This is a genomic window from Lujinxingia vulgaris (assembly GCF_007997015.1).
Taxonomy (GTDB): domain Bacteria; phylum Myxococcota_A; class Bradymonadia; order Bradymonadales; family Bradymonadaceae; genus Lujinxingia; species Lujinxingia vulgaris.
Genome location: NZ_VOSM01000005.1, coordinates 187,472 through 212,599, shown reverse-complemented (window position 1 = coordinate 212,599; position 25,128 = coordinate 187,472). Strand labels below are relative to the sequence as shown.

Genomic DNA, 25,128 nt, shown 5'->3' with positions numbered 1-25,128 from the left:
AGACGCGGTGGTGCTTGACGTGAGGCGACGCGATTGGAAAAGACGTGGAGGCGCCTGTTGGATTCCCGGCGCGATCGCTATCAGGAGAAGTCGATGTCTGCACTCGAGATCCGCGACTATGTCGCCCGCGCGCGCCGCGAACCTACCACAGAGAACATTGAGGCGCTCTGGCGCGCGGTGTTTTTGCTCAAGGGCTGGTACTTTTTGCCCACCGAACGCCAGGATGGTCCATCGACGCCGATGGTGACCCTGCTGGGCGATGAGCCCTGGCTTTTAGCCTTTACCAACGTGCGGCGGATCAAGGAGTTCAGCCGCCAGGTGGGGCGGGCGGCGCCCGATGGCTCGGTGCAATTATTGGTCCTCGACCCGCGGGAGTCGATGGAGCGAATCGTCGCAGTTCAGGATCAGATCGTGGGGGTGGTCTTTAACATCGGAAGCGAGGAGACCTTTAGGGCGCCGGTGGCCGCGATCAAGGCGTATGCGGCCAGGATGGGGCTCGACGATCTGGAGTGAGGCGGGGGGATGTGGGCGCGCGGTGCGACGTCGGACCGCACCGCGCGTTTGATGCATCGGCTTAGATCGAGATGTCGTGATGGAGCGCGGCCCGGAAGGGGGCTAGCTCGGCTTGAGGGGCGGTCTCGCGGGCGCCGAAGTGGCTTAAGGTCTCTTCGGACTTCTGGCGGGTGCCGTTGTTGAGTTTGAGGCCCATGACATCGAGCTTTGTGCCTTCAAACTGGGTGGCGGTGCGGGTGAGTTTGACCTCGAGGTGATCGGCGGGTTTACCGATGATGTTGAAGAGGTCGGCCAGGGTGGTTGAGCCATCGTTGAGGGCGGTGGCGAGCTCTTCGGGGGTGCGATCGAGGGTTTTTGCGAGCTCGGGAAGATCGTGCAGCGTGACCTTGAGGTGAAGTTCATGCTCGGGGCCGGCCAGGTCGCCGGTGAGTTTGAGGTCCACCTCCAGGGTCTGGGGGGTGATGTTGTGGAACTCCACCGCCATGGTGGCCTCGGCCGAGAGGCCGGCTTTCAGGCCCACCTGCCCACCGGTCTGGGAGGCGAAGATTTCGGCGAGTGTGCCGGAGGCGGCGTCGGGGGCATTCTGGGAGAGGGAGGCGAAGACTTCGGGGGGAAGTTGAATGAGGTCTTTGCCCAGGGAGGCTTCCTGTTTGATGCCGATCTCCAGACGTTCGATGTGGACGTTGTCGTCAGGGATGTGTTCGCGGGCGACGGACTGGGTGAGGCCGATGTCGATGCCGAGCGGGAGTGTGGGGAATGCGGCGGAGGCGGAGGCGGAGGAGGCTAACTCCTGGCGTACGGAGACGAGGTTTTTTTCGAAGGTGTTGCCGAGCGTGTCGGGGTCGACGGGCACGAAGGCGGCGGTGGTGACGTTGCGGGCGCGGTTGAGCTGGGCGGGATCGCGAGTGTCGAAGCGCAGGGTGACCTGGTTGGTGTATTTCAGGCCCGCGTCGACGGAAGCGCCCTGACCCTGAACGCTTTTTCCAACGACGGCGGCTCCGGCGTCGGCGTCTTTGATGGTGATCTCGATGAAGTTGGGATTTTTAGCGTCGCGGGTGATCTCGATGGTGCGCGAGGAGCTGACGCTGATCCCCAGACCGGCGGCGACTTTGACGAGGAGCTCACCGCTGATCTCGCGGGTTTCTCCGGGTTGAAGATCTTCGACCATCGCGTTGAAGTTTTCCTTCGTGGGGAGGGCGTCTTTTGCGTTGACGAGAGCTTCGGCGATGTCAGGGACGGCATTGAGGGTGTCGAGGGCGATGCCGGCGACGAAGAGTGAGCCCGAGAAAGGTGCGACGAAAAGTTTGGCGCCGATCTGAGCCAGGCTGTCGTCGCTGAGGCTAATGGGGCCGGCGATCCAGTCTTGGGCGGCTTTGAGAGGGGTGAGCGCAGCTTCGATGTTGGCGCGATGTTCGACGACGGTCTCACCCAGGTCGCCGGCGAGTGTGTTGAGGGCAGTGTTCACCGCGTCGCCGGCCATCGAGCCAACTCCGACGATGGCGGAGTCGACGACGCGGTTGGCCAGCTCGTAGCCTTTGTAGAGGGTCGCGGCATCTTGCAGGCCTTCTTTGATGCCATCTTTGAGGGCGGTTTTTGCCTCGTCGATCTCCTGATCGATTTTTTTGTCGATGGCGTCGGAGACGGCGGCGTGGGCTTGTCCCAGGGTTTTTGCGGCGTCGGTGAGATTCGCTCGGGCCTCGTTGATGTTGGCTTTGGCTTCGTCGACTTTTTCATCAAAACGCTGCTCGACGCTGCTGGCGACCGTGGTGAGGGCGTCTTTGCCCAGGGATTTTGCGGCGTCGACGGTGGCCTGGGCCTGGTCGATGGAGACTTCGATGGCCTGGACGAAGAGCTCGGGGTTGTCGGCCAGGGTCTGGGCGGTCTTCTCAAGCGTCTCGGGGTCGAGGTTTTCGGTGACGCGGGTGACGGTGTCTTCGACGGCCTGTCGGGCCTGGGCGATGGCCTCGGTGGTGGAGGGGGAGGGCTCAAAGAAGTCGACCACCGGGGCGAACGCCTCCCGGGTCAGCGAGCCCGGGTCGCCCAGGGCGTCGCGGGCGCGCTCCAGGCCGCCTGCGGCGGCGTTTCTGGCGCGCTCGAAGAGGGAGGGCTTCTGGGGCTCCTCCCAGGCGTCGGTCTGGGGGGAGGTTTCGCTCACCGAGGATGCGCCCGAAGCGCCGGCGCTTTGCGCTGGCGAGGAGGTGCAGGTGGGGGGAAGGGGCCCGACAAAGTCATCGTCGGTGGGGAGGGGGGCGGGGGTGTTGGAGCCGTCGATGCGGGTCATGGGTTCTCCGATGGGTCTCTGGCGAAGGCAGGCGCACCTCGCGCGTCGCTCGTGGTCAGGGTCACCTTCTTATTGTCGAGCGCTGGCGGAGAAAGTTGCGGATGCGGAGGTAAATAATCGCGCATCCGTGCATGCATGTTGGTTAAGTGGTTGATTTTTATGGGGTATTGGGTGTGTTGTTTCGAGGTTGATTAATTCCTAGTGCATCGCTATGTTTTCTCGTGTCCGCAATTCATAGTTTGCGGATAGGAATTATGGATGAACAAACCCGCCCGGCTTCAGACCGGGCCTGAGTGACGTAGCGAGGGCAGTGATGGGCATGATCGAAGCGACGAAAAAAGCAGGGCAATGGTCGATGTGGGCTGCGGCGGCAGTGGCGCTGACGCTCTCGGTGGGGTGTGGCCAGGAGGCCGCCCAATTCGATACGCCCGAGGGCTGCTCGGAGGAGACGGGGACGTGTGAGGCGGAGGTTTTTGTCAATGCCGAGGAGTTTGAGTTTCTTCGGCGGCAGGGCGCGCTGGTGCTCGATACGCGCCAGGACACCACCTACGCCACCGGGCATGTGCCCGGTGCGATCAACATCGACTGGAAGGTCTTTGCGAAGCCGGAGTTCAACGGCATCATCCACGAAGATCCCGGGTTTCTGCAGAATGAGGCGCGCAAGCACGGCATCAACGACGATCAGCCCGTCCTGATTTACGGCGGTGGTGGCAGCTCGGAGTCGGCCTCGGGTCGCGTGTTCTGGACGCTGGAGTACCTGGGACACGACAACGTCTACCTGCTCGACGGTGGCTTTGATCAGTGGACCGGCGCGCGTTTTGAGGCGATTGAGGCCGGTGTGAATGAGGCTGTGGAGGGCGACTTCACCGTGGAGTTGCAGCCGCAGCGCCGCGCGACCATCGAGGAGGTTGAGGCGGCGATTGAGGATGAGACGATCCGTCTGGTGGATACGCGCACCATCGAGGAGTGGTTTGGCGAGAACCTGCGCAATAATGACTATGGTGGCCATATCCCCGAAGCCGTGCACTACCACTGGGAGAATGTGTTGTCGGAAGACGGCACGCTTCGCCCCGCCGACGAGCTTCGCGCTGAGCTCGAAGCGCTGGGCATCGTGGACGGCACCCTGGCCATTCCCTACTGCCAGAGTGGCGTGCGCAGCGGCTTCTTTTACGCGGTGCTCAAGTACCTGGACTACCCCGAGCCCAAGAACTACGACGGGTCGTGGTGGGAGTGGTCGCGCGATGAAGATACGGTGAAGGTGGTGGAAGAGCGCGACTAAGGCTCAGCGCCCGGGTTTGTGGCTCCCGGTGAGCCGCGCACGGCGTATGACGATCAAATAAAGCGCGCTGCTGAGACGTCCTACGTTAAGGCGGCGCGTTTTTTTTGTTCGGGATGCTACGACATTCAGAGTGATCCGAGTGATGTGATCATGGCGCACCCTGCTGGCGAGCGTTTATGAGGGACGCGCGAAGGTTGAAGGTAGAAGGAGCGGTTTTGGCGACACAACGCAGAAGATTTCGAGGTGTGGGAGGGGCGCTGGCGACGCTTGTCATGGGCGCATGGTTACTCTGCGCAAGCGGAGCGATCTGCCCGGTGCAGGCGCAGGAGTCTGCGACTTCCGGAACTCTGGAGAGCTTTGGGGAGCAGGCCGTTGAAGTGTTCGTGGATGTGGAGCGCGCCCGGGCGCTGATCGCCGAGGGGGCGGCGGTGCTGGATGCGCGCGAATCCTCGGATTTTCGCCGGGGACATCTTCCGGGGGCAGCAAACGTGCCGTGGACGACCCTTGTGAGCGGGGAGCAGCAGGGGGCGCTGGCGAGCAACGCGCATCTTCAGGTGAGGTTGCGCGAGGCCGGCGTGTTTAACGGTAAGCCGGTGGTGGTCTACGGGGGTTGGCGCGCGCCGGGGACGTGGGGCGAGGAGGGGAGGCTGCATTGGACGCTGGAGTACGTGGGGCATGGGCGGGTCTATGTGCTCTGGGGGGGCATTCAGGCCTGGGAGGCGGCTGGACACGAGCTCGAATCCGGAGCGCAGGCCGACCGAAGCGCCGGCGATTTTGAGGTGCGGCGCCGGGAGGCCTATCGGGCCACCACTGCCGAGGTTCAGGCGGCGCTCTCGCGAGACGACGTGGCGCTGCTCGATACCCGCGAGGCCGAGGAGTACGGCGGCAAGGTCAAGTACGGGGAGTCGCGCGCCGGGCATATCCCGGGGGCGCAGCATCTCTGGTGGGAAGATCTTTTTGAGGGGCAGCGGCTCAAATCCCGCGCACAGATCGAGTCGATGCTCAAGGCGCGCGGGGTGGAGCGCACCGACGAGGTGATCGCGTATTGCACCGGGGGCATCCGTTCGGGCTTTGTGTATTCGGTGCTGCGGGCGCTGGGTTATGGGGAGGTTGCCAATTACGACGCGTCGATGTGGGAGTGGACGCGTCAGAGCGATCGGCCGGTGCGGGTGCCTTAGGGCAAGAATGGGGATGCAGCGCGATCGCGGTGAGGCCGAAAGGGTGTCCATTCACCGCAGATCGCGTGATCGGGGGCGCGCGCGGGCGTTGCGGAGGCTAAGTCGTCGAAAAAAGACGAAAAGATGTGAAATTGAAACTGATTTTCATTGTTAGGGTGGAGTGATTACGCTATGGAAGGAGCGTGGTTTGACGTCCACCGAAGCGATGAGAGCAGCGATGACGCTTGGCGAATTGATGACAAATGGGGGATGGGCGATGGCCCCGATCTACGCCTGTTCGGCGTTGATGGTGGCCATTTTTGTCAAAAAAGCGCTGGAGTTTCGGGCGCAGCGCCTGGGCCAGGTGCAGTGGCTGGGTGAGGTGCTCGAGGCCATTGATGAGGGCGATATGGCCGGGGCGCGCGAGCGTGCCCGGGGTAGCGTTCACCCGGTGGGGCGCGTGATCGACGCGATGCTGGAGACTTTTGAGCGTCGTCCGGATCGTGTGGAGGCCGAAGCCGCGCGTTGCGGCAGCCTGGAATTGCAGCGTCTGGAGAAAAACGTCGGCGCCCTCTCGTTCATCGCGCAGGTCGCTCCGCTCCTGGGGCTTCTGGGCACGGTGGTGGGGATGGTGGAGCTCTTCATCGGCATGCAGGGCGCGGGCGCGGCGATGGTCGACGCTCAACTTCTTGCCTCGGGCATCTGGAAGGCGCTTCTGACCACGGCCGCCGGCCTGATGGTGGCCGTGCCTTCGCTGGCCGGCTACACCTTTTTGAACGCGCGCACCGACGGCTTCCGGCTGACCTTGAGCGACGCGATCTCGCAGGTGCTCACCGCGCTGCCGCTGCCCCAGACCGATCCGGGGCAGAAGCGCCCGGTGCCCACGCTGGTGCGTGAGGCGGCCGATGCAGTTTGAGAGTTTTGAGCGGGAGTCGCCCACCATCAACGTCTCGGCGCTGATCGATGTGGTCTTCATCCTGCTGATCTTCGTGGTGCTGGCGGCGAACTTCGATCGGGTGCGCGAGATGGGCGTGGTGCTGCCCCAGGCTGAGTCCACAAGCGCGGCCACTCCGGAGGCGCAGACGCTCACGCTGAAAGCCGATGGCTCGATGATGTTGGGCGACGACCCGGTGACCCGCGAGGGACTGGGCCAGGCGTTGCTTAAGAGCCGCGAGAGCTTTGAGGTGCTCGTGCTCGTGGGCGACCGCCAGGTGGCGCTGGAAGAAGCGGTGTTTGTCTTTGATGAGGCGTCGAAGGCCGGGTTTGAGTCGGTCTCCATCGCCACGCGCAAGGCCGACTGAGCGCGTGATGACGGAATCTTCGCAAAGGGTGGGGTGGGGCAGACCGCTGGGCGTGGTGCTGGCGTTGCATCTGGGCCTTGCGGCGGTGCCGCTGAGCTTTGATCGCGCCGAAGAGGTCGATCCGGAGCCGATCACGCTCACCTTAAAAGCGCCCGAGCCGGTGGCCGAACCGGTGGAGCCTTTGCCCGAGCCCGAGCCAATGCCTGAGCCGGAGGTTGTGCCCGAGCCGCCGCCGGAGCCCGTCAAACCGCCGCCTCGCCAGCAGGTTGAGGCGCCGAAAGTGGCGAGCTCCGAGGTTGTGGTCAACGAGCCGGAGCCCGAGATCGTGCCTGTGCCCGAAGAGGCGCCGGTGAGTCTGGAACCTCCGGAGGAGGTGGCGCCGGAGGCGACTGAGCCTGTGGAAGAGGCGCCCGTGGTCGATGAGCCCGCGCCCGATCCTGAGCCCGCCGAGCCGCCGGCGCCGCTTGTCGATCCGGTGGACTGGGGGGCCTACGAATCGCGCATCACCGGTGCCCTGGAGGCCGAAAAACGCTACCCGCGCATGGCCCGCCGCATGGGTGTGGAGGGGGAGGCGGTGGTGCGCATCATCATCCGTCGTGATGGCACCCTGGCGCAGCCGCCGCAGCTTGTGCGCTCCAGCGGAAACAACCTCCTCGATAAGGAGGTGCTGCGCATGGTGGAGGCCGCCGAGCCTTACGCGGGCCTCCCCGAAGACGCGGTGATCGACGAGTTTGAGCTCGTCGTTCCCGTGAATTTTTTGCTCGAGTAAGGCCGCGCCCTGGCAAGCGTTTGTCAGGGAAAAAAAAATTAAAAAAATCAGGCGCGAAGATCTTTGTGGATCTTGGTGACCGCGCGCTCCACGAAGGTCGTGGGGCTGTGGTTGATCGGCGGCGCGCCGTAGACGAGCTCCACACAATCAAAGCGGTTGGGGCCGCGCAAAAACCAGCCCGGCAGATACGCGACCGCGCGAAAGCCGATGGCGCAGAGCTGGTGGTAGGCCTGCTCGTGGTTGACCGGCAGGGTCAGGCGCACATCGCGCACACCTTTTTTGCGCACCCGCTCGGTGAACTCTTTGATGATCTCGACGGGGAAGGTGCCCGCGGCGTTCTCGATGTAGATGTAGTTTCCGCGGGAGTGGTAGGTCGGCCAGATGCGCCCGGAGATCACCGGCGCGCCGGTGCCGCGAGGGCAGCCCACCGGAAAACTTTTGGGGTAAGGCACGTTGCGCTCGGCCTCATCGAGAAGATCGATGATGCGCATGGCAAAAGGCGTCGATGTCAGCGCGTTATGCGGGGGTTCGGCGCGTCGGTGCTGGCCGCCGGGGTTGATAAAACCCATGATCAGCTCGGCCTGGCCAATATCCTGGGAGCCGGGCGCCGGGCGATAGCCCCAGCAGGTCGCGCCCATGTCGCGGCCGCGGCGAAAGCTCGACTCGGTCGAGGCGCGGAAAAACGCCACGCCGTACGACTTTACCCCCAGCCGGCGCAACGCCTCAAAAAGCGCCTTCGCAATCTCGCCGCGGCGAGGGTGCGCTGAGACGCTCAAGGTGCTGATCTCCAGCGACTGGTTCCAGCTGCGCACAAAGGCCAGCCCGCAGCCCAGAAGATCGCGCTCGTGGGTGGCCACCACAATGGCGATCTCGCCATCGCTGAGCAGCTGCGCCAGCGTATCGGGCTTGAAGAGCTCCTGATGAGCAAACTCCGGCCCGTGAATCGAGCGGTAGAACTGGCTGAGGCGCCGGGCCTGTTCGGGGCGCGCAAGTGAGAGTCGCATAGGCGATAGGGGAGGCCGAAGAGGTTGCCAGGGGCTTTGCCGGGAGCGCGCGCAAGGGTGGCTCCAGATCGGCCCGGCATTCTCGGCATCCCTTCAAAAGATGTCAATCGGGGGTGTAAACAGATGTAAGGGTGTGGGGTCAGGGGGATGCGGTGTGGGGAGGTTCGTGTGGGCGAGGGGTGGGGTGCGTTTTGTGGTTAGGTGGTTGGGTGGTTGTGTGGTTGAGGGCGTTGGGGGGTATGCGGTGTGGGGAGGTTCGTGTGGGCGTGGGTGGTATGCGGGTTGGGGTTGGGTGGTTGGGTGCGGCGCTGCTTATGTGGTCGTCGAGGGAAGTTGTTGCTAGGGTGCGGCGAGGTTGCCGGTTGAAAACGTCAGTGTGGGAGTAGGCACGATGGCATCACCAGTCAGAGCGGCGGTTCAGGACATCAAGCGCCTGCGGACCATCTCCAGTGTGCTGACCCGGCACGGGTTTTCGGCGGTGGCGCGGCGGGCGGGGCTGGGGCGTTTTGTGGGCGACGGGGGGCTGCGCCAGGAGAGTGAGGGCTTTGAGGGCGATGAGGCCGTGGAGGCGCTCATCGGTCCGGACCGCTCCGAGGCGGCGGTGCGTTTTCGGCGTGTGCTCGAAGACCTGGGGCCGACCTTTGTGAAACTCGGGCAGGTGCTCTCCACGCGCCCCGACCTTGTGCCCAAGGAGTTCCTCGACGAGCTGCGCAAGCTTCAGGACGCGGTCAGCCCGATGCCCATGGAGACGATCCGCGCGCAGGTGGAGTCGAGCCTGGGGCTGACGCTGGAGGAGGCCTACGCGAGTTTTGAGGAGAAGCCGCTTGCGGCGGCGAGCATCGGTCAGGTTCACCGCGCGACGTTGAAGGATGGCACGCAGGTGGTCGTGAAGGTGCAGCGCCTGGGTATTGACGAGCAGATTCGCGCCGATCTCGATCTTCTCTATTATCTGGCCCGCTTTTTGGAGGCGACGGTCGAGGAGATCGAGCTCTACTCGCCAACGGCCATCGTGCAGGAGTTTGAGCGGGCGATCCTGGCGGAGCTGGACTTTCGTCAGGAGGCCAAAAATGTGCAGGAGTTCGGCAAAAACTTCGCGGATGTCGCCGGCGTCAGCGTGCCCTTTGTCTACGACGAGCTGACCCGCGCCGAAGTCATGACCATGGAGTTTGTGCAGGCCGGCAAACTCGCGGATATCGAGGGGGGCAGCGAGCTTGCGGAGACCGTGCTGCATAACCTGCTCGACGCCATGGTCAAGATGGTGCTCTACGACGGGTTTTTTCACGGCGATCCGCACCCGGGCAACATCATGGTGCGCGACGATGGCTCGCTGATTTTTATCGACTTCGGGCTTGTGGGGCGCCTCTCCAGTCGGCAGCAGGACGACCTGATCGGGCTGATCCTCAACGTGCTCACCGGCGATGTTGACGCGATTGCCCGCGCCCTTCTGGAGATGGGCGATCCGGTGGGGCGGGTGAACCTGCGGGAGTTTCGCTCGGATGTGGAGCGGGTGCGCGATAAGTACATCAGCGCGACGGTGGGCGATTTTGATGTGAGCCAGTTCATCCAGGAGGTGATGGACGCGGCGCAGTACCACCGCATTCGCCTCAACCCCAACTATGCCGTGCTGGTGAAGACGGCGGCGACCATCGAGGGCATCATGCGCCGGCTCAAGCCGGATATGGACGTGATGGCCATCGGCCTGCCCTATGCCCGCGATCTGGCGCTGAAGAAGTATTCGGCCAAAAAGCTCGCGCAGTCGGCGCTGAGCGCGGCCGTCGGGGTCTCGAGCTTTGTGACCAAGGTGCCCCAGCAGCTCGACCAGGTGCTCATGGACCTGGAGGGCGGAAACCTCACGGTGACGGTGCGCAACGAATCCCTCGACCAGCTCGGCGAAGTTCTCAACACCCTGGGCACTCGCCTCTTCTTAGGCGTGATCGCCTCGGGGTTGGCGGTGGTGGCGGCGATGCTTTTGCGGCCCTTCGATCGGGAGATTTTCGGGGTGTCGGTGCTTTTGATCATCGGGATTCTGGCGGCGCTCTCGGCCACGACGCTCTTCTGGTGGTCGCTGGGCTGGCATGTGGCGGCGAGCCGTAAGGGTAAGAAGTTGCGCCTGGGACCGCTGATGCGGCTTATGCGGCGAGATTGAGGTGCGCGGGCGCCGGGCAGGTGTTTTGGGAACTCAAAACGTGAGCGCGAGGGTCGATCGGGCGATTTTCCAGCCCAAAACACGTGAACGGGGGCCGAGCACGCGTTTTGGAAACCCAAAACGCGATCGCGAGGGTCGATCGGGCGATTTTCCAGCCCAAAACACGTGAACGGGGGCCGAGCACGCGTTTTGGAAACCCAAAACGCGATCGCGAGGGTCGATCGGGCGATTTTCCAGCCCAAAACACGTGAACGGGGGCCGAGCACGCGTTTTGGAAACCCAAAACGCGATCGCGAGGGTCGATCGGGCGATTTTCCAGCCCAAAACACGTGAACGGGGGCCGAGCACGCGTTTTGGAAATCCAGGACGTGTTGTCGAGGGTCGATCGGGCGTTTTGAGCTGAGATGTCGTGATCGCATCGCTCGGGCAGGCGTTTTGAGTTGAGATGTCGTGATCGCATCGCTCGGGCAGGCGTTTTGAGCCGAGATGGCGTGATCGCGTCGCTCGCGCAGGTGTTTTGAGCGTTGGGAGTCGAGTGAGACCCGTCCGGAGTTCTCTGCGCTTTGCCCCGAAAGGCCGACGCTGATAAGGCGGAGGGCAGAAGTCGAGGGGCCGGCCTGTGCGCAGGCCCCGCAGAAGCACGAGCGAGTGAGCAGGGCATGAGCAAGACGATCGACGACGTGGTGATCGCCGGGATCGACGCGAACTTTGAAGGGTGGGTCGAGCTTGAGGGCCGCCGGGTGCTGGCGCCGGGCGTGGTGCCGGGCGACCGGGTCGATCTGGAGGTTGTGGCGTCGAGTCAGCATCACCCCCGCGACTTTGCGCGGGCGGCGCGGGTGCATGCGCGCGGGGAGGGGTTTGAGCTGCCGGTGTGCGCGCACGCCGGTCCGGTGCGCGGGCGCTGCGGGGGGTGTCCGGGGATGCACGTGCGCGCCCCACTCCGAGCGCAGATTTTACAGGATCGCGTCACCGAGCTGCTCGGCGACCGCCAGCTGCGCTGGAGCTGGCACGAGGCTCCGCGGCCGCTGGGCTACCGCAACCGCTCCAATTTTGTGGTCACGCGTCGCGCCGGGCGGCTCCTGCTGGGCTCCTATGCCCCGCGCAGCCAGGATGTGGCGGCGATGTCGGGCTGTCAGGTGGTGCGCCCGATTCTTTCGCGGGTGCAGGCGGAGTCGGAAGTGCGTTTGGGCGCGCTCGGTGTGCCGGTGAGCGATGAAGCGCAGGGGCTGCGCTACATCTCGGTGCGGGCTGCCGGGCAGCCGGGGGCTGGCGAGGTGGTGGTCGTGGAGCTTGTGGTGCGCGAGCCTGACGCCGACTGGCTGGAGGCGGCCACCGAGGCGATCATGGCCATCGAGGCGGTGCAGGGCGTGGCGCTGACGGTCAACGATCGCGACACCAACGCCATCCGCGTGGACGCCTCGCGCACCCTGGCCGGGGATTGCCGGCTGATCGAGCGTTACGGGGAGGTGGAGCTCGCCATCGATCCGGGCGCTTTTGCGCAGCTCAACGTGGAGGTGGCCTCGACGATGTACCGCCAGGCGGCCAGCTGGGTGCAGGGCGCGCAGGTGATCTGGGATCTCTATTGCGGCATCGGCGGGCTGGGGCTTAACGCGGCGGTGGGTCGCGAGAACGTGCGCATTTTTGGCGCCGAGAGTGTGGCTTCGGCCATTGAGAGCGCCCGGCTCAACGCGGCGCGCGCTGGCGTGGACGCGCGCTACCGGGTCGTCGACCTGGGATCTGCGGACTGGCGGGCCGGCTGCCCCGACGAGGGGACGATGGCGCGGCCGGAGGCGATCCTGCTCAACCCGCCCCGCAAAGGGCTCTCGCGAGCGCTGCGCGAGGGCCTGAGCAAGCCCCGGGCGTTGGGCGCGAAGATGCTCGTGTACATGAGCTGCGATGTCTCGAGTTTTGCTCGCGACACCGAGGTGTTGGAGCAGGCCGGCTGGCGGCTCGTGGAGCTTCAGGCCCACGACATGCTCCCGCAGACCACCCATGTGGAGCTTCTGGGGCGTTTTGAGCTCACCTGAATCACCCTGAGGCCGCCCCCGCGGTTTTGAGATGCGGCGAGTGGTGTAAGGTGTGTGCGCTCAGTCGGCCGACCAGGTGCGCTCTAAGAAGCCCTTGCGGCCGCTCCCCTCGTAGTAGCGCTGATAGGGGGTGGGGTTCTTTTTATAATAATCCTGGTGGTACTCCTCGGCGATCCAGAAGGGCCGGGCGGGCTTGATGGGCGTGACGATGGGCTCGTCGAAAGGCCCCTCGGCTTCCAGCGCCGCTTTGGAGGCCTCGGCCTGCTCGCGTTGCAAGTCATTGTGGGTGTAGACGCCCGGGCGGTACTGCGAGCCGCGGTCGGCGAACTGCCCTTCGAGGTCGGTGGGATCGTGGGCGCGCCAGAAGACGGTGAGCAGCTCGTCGTAGCTGACGATGTCGGGGTTGTAGAGGAGCTCCACGGCCTCGGTGTGGCCGGTCTGGCCCGACGAGACCTCGCTGTAGGTGGGGGCTTCTTCGGGGCCGTCGGTGTAGCCGGAGGTCACCGAGACGACGCCTTCCAGACGCTCAAAAGGGGGCTCCATGCACCAGAAGCAGCCCCCGGCGAAGGTGGCGCGCGCCAGGCCCTCGCTCTCAAGATCGGGGGTGGAGAGCTCGGTGCCGCCCCGGCGAGCGGGGGATTCTTGATCGGCTTGATCGACAGCGGCGCCGGGCTGCTCGCTCTGCGCTGCGTCGCCGTTTCGATGGGTCTCGGAGGGCTGGCAGCCCGCGACCAGCCCGGCGATGAGCAGGAGAATGGCGAACCAGGCGGTGGGAAGAAGTTGGCGGGACATCAGGACCTCAGGGCGGTGGGAGTTTTTAAAAAGAAAGACGTTTCAACGGTATCATGGGGGAGAAGTCGCGCATGTGGGATGCGCCGCGGCGGCCCTCGCGCTACCTTGAGACTGAACACCGGTTGCGTTCTGGCGAGCGGGCCTTGTGAGAAAGTGGAAGAACGACGGGAGTCCTATGACAGCAGAGCGGATGATCGCGGCGATCGACTTGGGGTCCAACTCCTTTCATATGGTGATCGCGCGCCAGAAGGATGGCCAACTTCAGGTCGTGGACCGCCTTAAAGAGATGGTGCGCCTGGCCGCCGGTCTGCGCGACGATAAGACCCTGAGCACCGAGGCCCGCGCCCGCGCGCTGGGGTGTTTGCGACGTTTTGGGGAGCGCCTGCAGGGCATTGAGCCGGGCGATATTCGCGCGGTGGGCACCAACACGCTGCGCAAGACCCGCGATCCGCGCGCCTTTATGGAAGAGATCCAGGAAGCCCTGGGCGGGGTGCCCGTCGAGATCATCAGCGGTCTCGAAGAGGCCCGCCTCGTCTACCAGGGCGTCGCCCACACGATGGAGCCCGGCCCGGGGCGCCGCCTGGTGATCGACATCGGCGGGGGCAGCACCGAGTTTGTGGTAGGCCAGGGCTTTGAGCCCCTGGAGCGCGAGTCGAAGTATATGGGGTGCGTGGAGTGGACGCGGCGCTACTTCCCGGACGGCAAGGTCACCGAGGCGGCGATGGCCGAGGCGATCCTGGCGGCGAAGCAGGAGGTGGAGATGCTGGCCACGCGCTACCGCCAGCTCGGATGGAGCGAGGCGGTGGGATCGTCGGGGACCAATAAGGCAGTAGCGCAGGTGCTCGATGAGAAGGGCTGGAGCCGCGGCGCCATCACACCGCGCGGGTTGCAGCGGTTGCGGCGGCGGCTGATCAAAGATGGTCAGGCGCTGCCGGAACATCTTCCCGGGGTCAGCGAGGATCGCGCGCCGGTCTTTGCCGGCGGGGTGGCGATCTTGAGCGCCGCTTTTGAGATTTTGCAGATCGAGCGGATGGTCCCAAGTGACGGCGCGCTGCGCGAGGGGCTGATGCTCGATCTTGTGGGGCGCTTAAGCCGCGAAGATATTCGCGAGCAGACTGTGGCCACGCTCTGCGCGCGCTACGGCGTGGACATGCCGCATGCCGCGCGGGTGGAGGCCACCGCGCGGGCGCTGTGGGAGCAGGTCGCCGTGGGCTGGAAGATCGACGATCCCTACCTTGTGACGGTGCTCGGGTGGGCGGCCCGGCTGCATGAGATCGGCCTTGCGATCGCGCATTCGCGCTACCACAAGCATGGCTCGTACCTGGTGGAAAACTCGGATATGCCCGGGTTTTCGCGCCAGGATCAGCATCTGTTATGGGCGCTTGTGCGTACGCATCGCCGGGAGTTTAAGCCGCATCGTTTTGACGGGATGGCCGGCAAACTTCCGCGCTCCGGAAGGCGTCTGGCGGTGCTCTTGCGCCTGGCGGTGCTGCTCAACCGCAACCGGGTCGATCAGGCTGTGCCCGAGTTTAAGGCCGAGGTGCAGGGGCGAGTGCTGACGTTGAGTTTTCCGAAAGGGTGGTTGCGCTCGATGCCTTTGACGCGCGCGGTGTTGCGCGAGGAGGCCGAGCGCCTGGAGGCGGCGCGCATTCGGCTCAACCTGCACTGATCCCGGAGTGAGCTGTGGGGGCGTGGATTGCGCGATCGCCGCGCGGCTGCCATAGATGGGGGGCTGGAGAAGAACTTTTCACCTGCGAGGCTTTGACCTCGGGCGCTGGGCGCACACACTTGCCCCGGTAGCGTGAAGAACCTGCAAAAGTGTCTGGTACGTTTGATGTGTTGGTTACGAGAGGTTGAGATGAAACGGAGTTGGCGCGGGGTGCTCCTGATGGGGGTACTTCTCGGGGCGGTGGTGCTCTCGGGCTGTGGCCGGGAGTTTGCCCCCTACTGGAAGATCGACAAGCTGCGGTTGATGGCGATCAAGGCCGAGCCGGTGGTGGTGGCCGGTCAGGGGGAGACCACACTCTCGGCGGCGGTGTACGCGCCCGAGGGTCAGGAGGTGAGTTACGCCTGGTCGTGGTGCCCGCTGGAGAGCTCCGCGGCCGACGGCTATGAGTGCCCCCTGGGCGATGAGGAACTGGCCGAGCTCGGTGTGCAGGGCATCGACTTTGAGCTGGGGAATGAGGCGGAGGTGGTCTTTGAGAACCCCTTCACCGAAGCCCAGGTGCTGGGGTTCTGTGAGGCGATTCAGGAGGCGATCGCCGAGCGGTTCGACGACCCGGAGCTCGCGCGATTCTTGCCGGTGACCGACTGCAGCCGGGGCTATGAGATCTCGGTGAGGCTGGAGATCTCGGCGGGCGATGATTCGCTGGTCGCGTCGAAGTCGCTGATGCTCTCGACCGGAGGGGAGAACCCGAACACCAACCCGGTGATGATGGCGGTGGAGGTGCGGCCTGAGGATCCGAGCGATCTTTCGGAGCTGCGCGATCGGGCTGGCTGGGAGGTTGAGGCCGACGCCGCACACGACGATCAGTGGGTGGCCATCCCCGAAGACGGGGATCTGCGCGTGCCCACCGGCGTCTCTCTGGAGCTGCGCGCGGTGGTGAGCCCGGAGAGCGTGGAGACCTACCAGCCTCCCACCCCGGAAGGGGCTGAGGAGCCACCGCCTGCGCGCGAAGAAGCCTTCGTCTTCCGCTATTTCACGACCTCCGGCACCCTCGGCGGCTCTCGCCGACTTTTCGTACTGCCGGATACCACGCTGGAAGAGGCGCCGATCACCACGCTGGTGGTCTCGTCGAACCAGGCCGAGGTGGAGTGCCAGGAGCCCGAGGCTGAGGGCTGCGGGGTGCGCCTGTGGTCGGTGGTGCGCGACGCGCGCCTGGGGGGGGACTTTATTGAGCGGCGCCTGCTGGTGGTGGAGTAAATGATGATGCTGATGAAGACTCGATGGATGCCTGTGGCGCTCGCGATTTTGATGATCGCGACGACGCCGGCGACGCTTTTTGCTCAAGAAGCTCAAGAAGAGGAGGCGCCGGCCCAGGCGCCTCAGGAAGATGGGGCCGAGCCCGGTGAGGCGCCCGAAGAGGCGCCGGCCCAGGCGCCGCCCACCCAACGCACGGCTCGCGGGGAGCTGCAGCCTCCGCAGCTGCTGCGCGAAGTGGAGGCCGACTACACCGATGAGGCCGTAGACGCCCGGGTGGAAGGCGCGGTGATCCTGGAGCTGACCATCAACACCGCCGGCGACGTCTCGAAGGTCGAGGTGGTCGAAGGCCTGGGCTTCGGCCTGGATGAGTCGGCCGCCGAGGCCGCGCGTCAGTTTAAGTTTGAGCCGGCGCGCCTCAACGGTGAGCCGATCCCGGTCTCGCTCAACTTCACGGTGCGCTTTAGCCTGCCGATCTTGCCCGCGGAGTTTACCGGGGTGGTGCTCGACCCGGACTCTGGCGAGGGCATTGAGGGGGCCGAGGTGCGCATCGTCTACACCGGCGATGAGTACGAGCCCAAACCCGAGGCCAGCGCGCTGAGTGAGGCCGACGGCAGCTTCTACTTCGGCAATGTGCCCCCGGGCGACTACCAGGTCTTTTTGCAGGTCGACGCCTACCTCGACTTTGAGACGGATATTGAACTTCCCGCCGGTCAGCTCGTGGAGGTGGAGTACCGGGTGCCGCGCGCGCAAGACAACGTGATTGGCGAGATCCGCGAGGCGGGCTCGCGCTCGCCATTGGCCGGTGTGGAGCTGCGCCTGCTCGATGCTCAGACCCAGCAGGAGGTGCGCCAGGGCTTCAGTGAGGCCGGCGGCCGCTTCGGCTTTGCCGGGGTGGAGCCCGGCCAGTACATCCTGCGCGCGGCGTCGTCGGGGTACGTCACCTCGACCTTCGAGGTGGAGGTGGCCGGCGGTGAGGTCACCAGCGGCAACTACTACGTGCCGGCCGACGATGAGGGCACCTTCCGCGGCCGCACGGTGACGCGACGTCAGCGCCAGGAGGTCAACCGTCAGACCATCGAGCTCGATGAGGTGCGCCGCATCCCGGGCACCGGCGGCGATGTGGTGCGCGTGGTGCAAAACCTCCCCGGGGTGGCGCGCGCGCAGTTCATCAGCGGGCAGATCATCGTGCGCGGCTCCTCGCCAAACGACACCAAGATCTTTCTGGAGGGCGACTCCATCCCGCTCGTCTACCACTTCTTTGGTGGACCGGCGGTCATCAACACCGAGATGGTCGAGGCGATCGACTTCTATCCGGGCAACTTCTCGACCTACTACGGCCGGGCCACCGCCGGGGTGATCGATCTTCGCACCCGTTCGCCGCGCAACGATCGTTTTCACGGGATGGTGGAGGTCGATCTTCTCGACAGCTCCGCGATCGTGGAGGGGCCCATCAACGATCGGTGGAGCTTCGCGTTGGCGGGGCGTCGCAGCTATTACGACTTCTTCCTGCCCACGGTGCTGCGGGCGCTGGAGATCGATACGGTCGTGGCGCCGCGCTACTTTGATTACCAGAGCTGGGTGACCTACCGCAGCGAGAGCGGCGCCCATAAGGTGGAGTTCTTCGTCTACGGCTCCGATGACCAGATCGAGGTGGTGCTTCCCGATGGGGAGCCCCAGGGCGACCAGTACGTGCAGGTGCGCGACGCGGGCTTTGGTAACTCCTTTCATCGCGGGCAGATTCGCTGGGAGTGGAAGCCCGAGGGCGGCGCGATTGAGAACACCCTGATGACCTCCTTTGGCCTGAACACCGTGGCGCTGGAGGCCGGCGAAGACATCTTCTTTGATCTGGATTATTACCAGTCGCAGGTGCGCAACGATCTTCGCTGGAAGCTCTCCGATAACCTGCGCCTGCGCACCGGTGTGGACGCGCAGCTCTCCAACGTCGTCTACTCCTATGCGGTGCCGGCCTTTGAGACCTCGCCAGACGACGGCGTCTCGCCAGACGGGCAGGGCGGCGCGCCGAACATCGGCAACGACGGGCTCGTGGGCTCGCGCTCAACCCCCGAGATTCTGCCGGCTGTGTACGCCGAGGCGCAGTACAAAGCCTTCGATCGCTGGACGCTGACCCCCGGCGTGCGCGCCGACTACTTCGGTCCCGTCAACGAGGTCTCCATCTCGCCACGCTTCTCCTCGCGCTTTGAGATCAACGAGGCGGTGGTGCTCAAAGGCGGCGTGGGCCTCTTCACCCAGCCGCCGATCCCGGGGCAGACCGAGGAAGATTTTGGCAACCCCGACCTGACCTTTGAGAAGGCGATGCACTACGCGGTGGGTGCGGAGTGGCAGCCGCGCGCGCACCTGGAGGTCGACGCGACGCTCTACTACCGCGACGCCTTCGACCTGGTGAACGACACCTCGGCGCAGACCGTCAACGAGCAGACCGGGGAGCCGGAGCCGTTGATCTACGAAAACGAAGGTCAGGGGCGCTCCTACGGGCTGGAGCTTCTGCTGCGCCATTACCCCAAAGATAAGTTTTTCGGGTGGTTGAGCTACACGCTCTCCAAATCCGAGCGCCTCAACCTGCGCACCGGGGAGTGGGATCCTTATAGCTACGACCAGACCCATATCCTGACGATGGTCGCCGGCTACAACCTGCCCTGGAACCTCGACCTCTCGGCCCGTTTCCGGGTGGTCACCGGCAACCCGGAGACGCCGGTGATCGGCGCGTCTTTTGATGCCGATAGCGACAACTATGAGCCCCGCTACGGGGTGCCGAACTCGGTGCGCTCCAAGACCTTCCATCAGCTTGATCTGCGCCTGGATCGTCGTTTTATCTTCGATACCTGGACGCTGGCGGTCTATCTGGACATCACCAACGTCTACAACGCCCAGAATCAGGAGGGCACGCGCTACAACTACGACTATTCCGACTCTGAGCCGCTCACCGGGCTGCCGATTTTGCCGACCTTTGGTGTGATGGCGCGTTTCTAATAGGGCGGCTGGTTTCCGGGCCTTCGAGATGACTTTTTATTGGAAGTCCGACGTCGTAGTACCAGGAGCGGATGGCCCCCCGGGGCCGATGCCGCTTCTGTTGGCGTGTTCTGGATAAACGCCCTGACCCAACCCCTGTCTCGCAGGAAGACCGATATGATGACAATCAAAGACCACGCTGGCGTTTACCTCGCCATCTTCGCATTGCTGCTGGCGCTGGCGGCGGGCTGCGCGCATCAAAACTCCTCCGAGCCGACCGGCTCCTCCGAGCAAGCCAGCTCGCCGGCGCCGGAAGCCTCTGAACCGAAGACGCCGCCGGCAGATTGTATCTGCCCGATGCATTATATGCCGGTCTGCGGCGAAGACGGCGCTACCTATGGCAACGCCTGCCAGGCGGCCTGCGTGGATGTGAGCGTGGCCCACGAGGGCGAGTGCGAGGCGATGAGCGAGGAAGAGGCGGGTGAGGAGGAGAGTGCGCCGGTCTGCGCCTGCCCGCGCCACCTCGCGCCGGTCTGTGGCGAGGATGGTGAAACCTACGCCAACCCCTGCCTGGCGAAGTGCGCCGAAGTGGGTGTGGCCTACGAGGGCGAATGCGCGGCAGCCAGCGACGAAGAAGCGGGTGAGGAGGAGAGCGCACCGGTCTGCGCCTGCCCGCGCCACCTCGCGCCGGTCTGTGGCGAGGATGGTGAAACCTACGCCAACCCCTGCCTGGCAAAATGCGCCGAAGTGGGTGTAGCCCATGAAGGCGCGTGTGGCGAAGAGCAGCCGGGACAGGAGGACTGAGCCGGGCCCCGCGTCGAAACGAGGTGGCGGCCTCAGAGTTGCGATTCGTTTCACAGTTCTTTGAGCGCGTGTCGCGTGGATCAGTCAAAAATTTGAGGGAATGCGACTGCCGCCGACGTCAGAAGATGCCCCGGAGGCCCTGTTTTCGGGGGTTCCGGGGTGTTTTGCTTCTCTGGCACGGGCTTTGCTCTTGCGTCGGGACGTTCGCGACTTCGACCGATCAACGACCAGGGAGGTCATTATGATGATAACGATGACAAAAATGATGAATGGATGTGGACTTCGTGGCGCGCTCTGCGCGCTCTTGATGGTGGCGCTTATGGGCTGTGGTGGTGAGGTCGTCCCGGACGACTCCGCCAGCTCGCAGGGGGCCATGGAAAACGACCAGATCAACAACCCGGACCCGGATGGGGAGTCGCCGGCCGATGAGCTGCCGCCTGGCGAGCAGCCCGACGACTATTTCGAGAACGAAGACATCGATGAGGATGCCTACCCGGCCGAGCCAGGCCCCGGTGAGACGCCTCCGCCGGCGGATTGCATCTGCCCGATGATTCACGCGCCGGTATGCGGTGAAGACGGCAACACCTACGGCAATGATTGCCAGGCGGCCTGCGTCGATGTGGCTGTGGCCTATGAGGGTGAGTGTTCCGAGGATGACTCGGGCATCTGCTACTGCCCGCAAGAGTACGCGCCGGTCTGCGGCGCCGATGGCCAGACCTATTACAACGCCTGCGAGGCAGATTGTGAAGGTGAGGCCGTGGCCTATGAAGGTGAGTGTGAGCCGGTGGAGCCGGTTGAGTGCATCTGCCCGATGATTCACGCGCCGGTCTGTGGTGAAGACGGCAACACCTACGGCAACTCCTGCCAGGCCGGCTGCGCCGATGTGGATGTGGCCTACGAAGGTGAGTGCCGCGATGAGGGTCCGGGCGACTGCATCTGCACCGAAGAGTACGCGCCGGTCTGCGGCGCCGACGGTGAGACCTACTCCAACGGCTGCAAAGCCGGCTGCGCCGGCGTCGACATCGCCCATGAAGGCGCGTGCCGCGCCGATATCCCCGGCGACTGCATCTGCCCGATGATTCACGCGCCGGTGTGTGGTGAAGATGGCAACACCTACGGCAACTCTTGCCAGGCCGGCTGCGCCGATGTGGACGTGGCCCACCAGGGGGCGTGCGGCGGCCTGTAAGCCGTGCTGAGGGCCATTCGCCCGATATGAAGTATATGAAGTTGCGAACGCGGCGGCGCTCCGAGAGGGGCGCCGCTTTTGTTTGCGCGTTGGAAAGCACGGCGGCCTGAGAGAGGGGCGGTCGCGCTACATCTGCACACCATGCTTAACAAGGCGAAACCTCACTTCGCTGAGGGGCGCCGCTATACTCTACCCACTTCGAGCGACCAGGGGCCCTTGCAGGGCACCCTATCGCCAGGGACGCGTGGGGCCCGGGCATAAGCGACGTCGGCGCAGCGAGTGAGGGCGCAACGACCGACGTCAGCCCGGGCACCCACTCGCCCTTACACCGACAGGGCGCGCCTGTGGGTGTGCCTCTCTGGCGATGGCGTGCCCTGCAGGGGGAGCTCGCTTTCGACGTCGGGCGTCTGCCCCCGGGGGCGTCTTCATCGGATTTTTGGTGAATGGTTAAAGGAGAGACAATGCAATCGATGTGGAAGTCATGGTGTGGCTCGCTGGCGATGTGTGCGTTGCTGGCGCTGATGGTGGGTTGCGGCAGCACGGAGAGCGAAGATCCGGCAGCCTCCCAGTCGGCGCTGGCCGGGGAGTCGCTGAGGGACGCCGTCGAGCTTGAGGAGCGTTGCATCTGCCCGCATGTGGTCGCCCCGGTCTGTGGTGAGGATGGGAACACCTACGGGAACTCCTGCCTGGCGGCGTGTGCCCGGGTGGAAGTGGCCTATGATGGCGAGTGCCGCGATGAGGGCTGCAACTGCCCGGCGGTCTACGATCCTGTCTGTGGTGAGGATGGCGAGACCTACGGCAACGCCTGTGAGGCGGGCTGTGCCGATGTGGGCGTGGCGTATGAAGGGGAGTGCCGCGATGAGGGCTGCGCCTGCCCGCGCGTCTGGGATCCTGTCTGTGGTGAGGATGGCGAGACCTACGGTAACGCCTGTGAGGCGCGCTGCGCAGGCGTGGCCGTGGCCTATGAGGGAGAATGCCGCGATGAGAAGCCGGAGTGCCGCACCGACCGCGACTGCAAAGTGGGCGGCTGCTCCGGTCAGCTCTGTGGCTCGATCAACGACGACCTGATCAGCACCTGCGAGTACCTGCCGGAGTACGCCTGTTATGATCAGGAGTACACCAGCTGCGGCTGCTTCGGCGGCAAGTGCGGTTGGGAGCAGACCGAGGAGCTGGAGAGCTGCCTGGAGACCGCAGGTCCGGGCGGACCGGTGCTCTCGGAGCTTTGAGACGCTGCGTGTTGCCCGGTCGAGGCTGAAGGTCGGTCGGGCAGGATGAGCAACGCCAACGCCGGCGCTCCGATCGGAGCGCCGGCGTTTTTTCGATCCGGGCAGTCCCATAGACCACGACTTTTTCCCTGCGCCCTCCACGTTGTTATATTCGAGGGGAGGCTCTCTCGGGTGGTGTTCTCAAGCTCGGACGCAACGATGAAGATATCTGGCACCAGGCATCGCGCGGTGGTCGCGACCTTTCCGGCGGTGGCGTTGGGTCAGGACGCCGCCTTTGCCTGGCTGTGGGCGTTCGCGGCGCTCGTGCTGGCGGTGGCGGGCGCCTGGCTGTGGCGACGCGCGCGCGGGGCGTCGGGGCCGGCCGCGCCCGATGCCTCGTCGACCGCCGCGCTGGAGGTGGCGCGCGCCCTGCGGCTGGAGGGCTCAGCGCCCCCCACGATGGCGACCCCGACCCGGCTGGAGGGTGGGGCGGCCGCGAGCCCCGGGGAGGCCACGCGCGCCGCGCTCAAAGAGAACCTCCAGGAGTTATTGGCCACTGGCGAGTCGGCGCCGCATGCGCGCGAGTGCCCCGGCTGCGGGCGCACCTTTCCGGCGGTGCTGGAGCGTTGCCCTTATGACGGACAGGCGCTTAAGGCGGCTGCCGGAGGGCAGGCGAAGGCGGAGCAGCGCGGTTGCGCGCGCTGCGGGCGGCGCTTTGAAGCCAGCGCGCGTTTCTGCCCCCACGATGGTCTGGTGCTCAGCGATGAGCTCGTGGGCAGGGCCGCCCGCGCCACTTTTCGCGTCTGTCGCACCTGCGGCTATGAGGGGGCCCCTGGCGAGTCGCGTTGCCCCCACGACGACGAGGCGCTCGTGCCCCTGGAGAGCGCCGAGAAGGCCGGGGTGGTGCCCACCGTACCGCTGCTGCGCTGCCGGCGCTGCGGGCGCTACGGGGAGGTGGGGCAGGTGCGCTGCCCGGTCGACGGCACCCTGATGATGCCCGAGCTCAACGTGCGCCTGACCGCGCTTCCGCCCACCGGGTTCGGGCCGCGGCGCAAGATCTGCACCCGCTGCGGGGAGGCCTTCTCGGTCCACTGCGAGTTCTGCTGCTTTGATGGCGAGGCGCTCGTCGGCCTGAACTGAGGCGCGCGCGCTGCTTAAAGCATCTGCGTTGAAGTTCGGGGGGAAGATCGGGTAGCGTCGGCGCCGATGAAATCTCACCGAGACAGATGGCTTGAGCAGGGAGAATGACGATGCGTAAACGCGTGGTGATGTGTGCCTCGATGATCGGCACGGGGATGATGCTTGTGGGCGGCGCGGCCTGGGCTTGTGATGTGGACTGTCTCGGAGGGGAGCAGGGCTTCTCGCTGGCCGGAGCGACCGTGCCCGCCAACATCACCGCCGGCATCTACGCAGCGAGTTACGATGGGACGGCGCCCACGAATATGCAGCTCTTTAACGCCAACAGCGGCGAAGAGGTGCCCATCGCCGTGCAGTCGGTGGAGCTGCCGGGGCGAGAGGAGCGCTGGTTCTATGTGTACTTTAACGGGGAGCTGGAGCCCGGGCAGAGCTACCGCCTGGAGCCCGGCCCGGAGTGTGGTCCCTCGCAGCTCCCCGAGTTCGTCTTTGATGTGGTCGACGAGGCGCCGCTTCCCACCACGCTGGGCACCCTGCGCCTCTCCGAGCCCCAGGCCGGTGATCTGCAGGTCTCCGCAGGTGACGCCTGCAGCGCCGAGATCAATGCCAGCTGGGTGGAGGTCGAGGTCGAGCTCAGTGATGAGGCCGAGCCCTGGGCCGACGCCCTCTTTTTTGAGACCCGCGTCGATGGGGAGCGCTGGTCGCCCCTGAGCACCGTTGGCGAGGAGCGCGTGCCCGGCTCAAGCTGGGTGGGGCGCGGCTTTGATCGCGTGTACACGAGCTGCGAGAGCGAAGACACCGGCGTCAACGGCGGCGTGGAGGCTGGCGAGGTCAACGTGATGGTTGCCGCGTTTTTGCCTGGCGAGGATTTTCAGGCTGTCGCCGGCAATGAAGACGTGGTCCTCGACTGCGAAGCCCCCACCCCGGGCACCCCCGACGGTGGCGACGGCGGCGATACCACCGATGGCGAGCGCGTCGACGAGGATAGCGAGGGCGGCAGCGAGGAGGAGGGCGGCTGCACCCAGGCGCCTGTGACGGGCGGCCCGAGCCTTCCTTTCCTGCTCGGCGCGCTGGGGTTGGCGGCGTTTCGGGCCAGGCGGGAGATCGTGTTGCATTGAAACAGGCTCGTCGCTCTTCGGGAGGTTTTGCCCCCGCAGTGCATGACGGTGCTTAAGGCTTTTGGGCGTTCGTCTTTCTCGTCGATGCGAGGAGCGAGGGCTCAAAAGCCTTTTTTTCGGGATTTGATGAGCGACGAAAGTGCTCGCGAGCGTTTTTTTCCGGATTTGATGGTCGGGGCAGGTGCTCGCGAGCCCAAAAATCGTTCATCGATGAAGGCGTCGGGTGCTCGCGAGCGTTTTTTTCGGGATTTGATGATCGGGGCAGGTGCTTGCGAGCCCAAAAATCGTTCATCGATGAAGGCGAAAGGTGCTCGCGAGCCTTCAAACGCTTCATCGGATCGCGATGGAAGTGCTCGGGAGCACTTTTTCGTCATTAATCTTGAAAGCCTGTTCAGGTGTGTCGAGCTTTGAGCGGGTCGGAGAGGTGGTTTTAGACCCCGAGCATTTTTTCGCACATGGAGAGCACCTCGGGCTGCGTTGCAAAGCCTCGACGATGCTAACGCATCGTCTGCGTACGGCGCC

20 protein-coding genes are annotated in these 25,128 nt (G+C 64.9%); 17 read left to right on the top strand and 3 right to left on the bottom strand.

Annotated features, from left to right (window positions below):
* Window positions 1–93 precede the first annotated feature (93 nt).
* The gene (locus FRC98_RS12290; protein ID WP_146981737.1) at window positions 94–513 is read left to right on the top strand and encodes an SseB family protein; all 420 of its coding nucleotides are present in this window, start codon (window positions 94–96) and stop codon (window positions 511–513) included.
* Window positions 514–574: 61 nt separating this feature from the next.
* Here FRC98_RS12290 and FRC98_RS12285 read toward each other — a convergent pair whose 3' ends face one another.
* Window positions 575–2,794 carry a hypothetical protein gene (locus tag FRC98_RS12285; protein WP_146981736.1) on the bottom strand — a complete coding sequence of 740 codons (2,220 nt, stop codon included), beginning with the start codon at window positions 2,792–2,794 and terminating at the stop codon, window positions 575–577.
* Between the two features lie 313 nt (window positions 2,795–3,107).
* Here FRC98_RS12285 and FRC98_RS12280 point away from each other — a divergent pair, with 313 nt between their 5' ends.
* The 5 genes from FRC98_RS12280 (at window position 3,108) to FRC98_RS12260 (ending at window position 7,300) form a co-directional block, all read left to right on the top strand.
* On the top strand, window positions 3,108–4,073 hold the full coding sequence (locus FRC98_RS12280) for a sulfurtransferase (protein WP_146981735.1): 966 nt from the start codon (window positions 3,108–3,110) through the stop codon (window positions 4,071–4,073).
* A 272-nt stretch (window positions 4,074–4,345) separates the two neighbouring features.
* The gene (locus tag FRC98_RS12275) at window positions 4,346–5,251 is read left to right on the top strand and encodes a sulfurtransferase (RefSeq protein WP_230467546.1); all 906 of its coding nucleotides are present in this window, start codon (window positions 4,346–4,348) and stop codon (window positions 5,249–5,251) included.
* Window positions 5,252–5,507: 256 nt separating this feature from the next.
* Entirely contained in the window at window positions 5,508–6,146 is a 639-nt protein-coding gene (locus FRC98_RS12270) for a MotA/TolQ/ExbB proton channel family protein (RefSeq protein ID WP_230467545.1), read from the top strand.
* Window positions 6,136–6,531 (top strand): ExbD/TolR family protein, encoded by a 396-nt coding sequence (locus tag FRC98_RS12265; RefSeq protein WP_146981732.1) that lies wholly within the window; start codon window positions 6,136–6,138, stop codon window positions 6,529–6,531. Before FRC98_RS12270 ends, FRC98_RS12265 begins: the two co-directional genes overlap by 11 nt.
* Before the next feature lie 7 nt (window positions 6,532–6,538).
* Window positions 6,539–7,300, top strand: coding sequence for an energy transducer TonB (locus tag FRC98_RS12260; protein WP_230467544.1), 762 nt, complete (start codon window positions 6,539–6,541; stop codon window positions 7,298–7,300).
* Between the two features lie 47 nt (window positions 7,301–7,347).
* Here FRC98_RS12260 and FRC98_RS12255 read toward each other — a convergent pair whose 3' ends face one another.
* On the bottom strand, window positions 7,348–8,304 hold the full coding sequence (locus FRC98_RS12255; protein WP_146981730.1) for a hypothetical protein: 957 nt from the start codon (window positions 8,302–8,304) through the stop codon (window positions 7,348–7,350).
* A gap of 391 nt (window positions 8,305–8,695) precedes the next feature.
* On the opposite strand from FRC98_RS12255, the gene FRC98_RS12250 reads away from it, so the two are divergent.
* Both FRC98_RS12250 and FRC98_RS12245 read left to right on the top strand, forming a co-directional pair.
* A complete protein-coding gene (locus FRC98_RS12250) occupies window positions 8,696–10,450 on the top strand; it encodes an ABC1 kinase family protein (protein WP_146981729.1) in 1,755 nt (584 codons plus the stop codon).
* 659 nt (window positions 10,451–11,109) lie between these two features.
* On the top strand, window positions 11,110–12,477 hold the full coding sequence (locus tag FRC98_RS12245; protein WP_146981728.1) for a class I SAM-dependent RNA methyltransferase: 1,368 nt from the start codon (window positions 11,110–11,112) through the stop codon (window positions 12,475–12,477).
* A 60-nt stretch (window positions 12,478–12,537) separates the two neighbouring features.
* On the opposite strand, the gene msrA is transcribed toward FRC98_RS12245, so the two are convergent.
* Window positions 12,538–13,269 (bottom strand): peptide-methionine (S)-S-oxide reductase MsrA, encoded by a 732-nt coding sequence (gene msrA / locus FRC98_RS12240; protein ID WP_230467543.1) that lies wholly within the window; start codon window positions 13,267–13,269, stop codon window positions 12,538–12,540.
* A gap of 175 nt (window positions 13,270–13,444) precedes the next feature.
* Here msrA and ppx point away from each other — a divergent pair, with 175 nt between their 5' ends.
* The 9 genes from ppx (at window position 13,445) to FRC98_RS12195 (ending at window position 25,017) form a co-directional block, all read left to right on the top strand.
* Entirely contained in the window at window positions 13,445–14,938 is a 1,494-nt protein-coding gene (ppx, locus tag FRC98_RS12235) for an exopolyphosphatase (protein WP_146981727.1), read from the top strand.
* A 189-nt stretch (window positions 14,939–15,127) separates the two neighbouring features.
* On the top strand, window positions 15,128–16,192 hold the full coding sequence (locus tag FRC98_RS12230; RefSeq protein ID WP_146981726.1) for a hypothetical protein: 1,065 nt from the start codon (window positions 15,128–15,130) through the stop codon (window positions 16,190–16,192).
* Between the two features lie 12 nt (window positions 16,193–16,204).
* A complete protein-coding gene (locus tag FRC98_RS12225) occupies window positions 16,205–19,180 on the top strand; it encodes a TonB-dependent receptor domain-containing protein (protein ID WP_146981725.1) in 2,976 nt (991 codons plus the stop codon).
* 156 nt (window positions 19,181–19,336) lie between these two features.
* Entirely contained in the window at window positions 19,337–19,963 is a 627-nt protein-coding gene (locus FRC98_RS12220; protein ID WP_146981724.1) for a Kazal-type serine protease inhibitor family protein, read from the top strand.
* Between the two features lie 262 nt (window positions 19,964–20,225).
* Window positions 20,226–21,149: a Kazal-type serine protease inhibitor family protein gene (locus FRC98_RS12215; RefSeq protein ID WP_230467542.1), complete on the top strand. Its 924-nt coding sequence runs from the start codon at window positions 20,226–20,228 to the stop codon at window positions 21,147–21,149.
* Between the two features lie 470 nt (window positions 21,150–21,619).
* Entirely contained in the window at window positions 21,620–22,375 is a 756-nt protein-coding gene (locus FRC98_RS12210; RefSeq protein WP_230467541.1) for a Kazal-type serine protease inhibitor domain-containing protein, read from the top strand.
* A 198-nt stretch (window positions 22,376–22,573) separates the two neighbouring features.
* Window positions 22,574–23,494 carry a hypothetical protein gene (locus FRC98_RS12205; protein WP_146981721.1) on the top strand — a complete coding sequence of 307 codons (921 nt, stop codon included), beginning with the start codon at window positions 22,574–22,576 and terminating at the stop codon, window positions 23,492–23,494.
* Window positions 23,495–23,604: 110 nt separating this feature from the next.
* Window positions 23,605–24,606, top strand: a complete 1,002-nt coding sequence (locus FRC98_RS12200) for a hypothetical protein (protein WP_146981720.1) — start codon at window positions 23,605–23,607, stop codon at window positions 24,604–24,606.
* Window positions 24,607–24,732: 126 nt separating this feature from the next.
* On the top strand, window positions 24,733–25,017 hold the full coding sequence (locus tag FRC98_RS12195) for a hypothetical protein (protein ID WP_146981719.1): 285 nt from the start codon (window positions 24,733–24,735) through the stop codon (window positions 25,015–25,017).
* Window positions 25,018–25,128 lie beyond the last annotated feature (111 nt).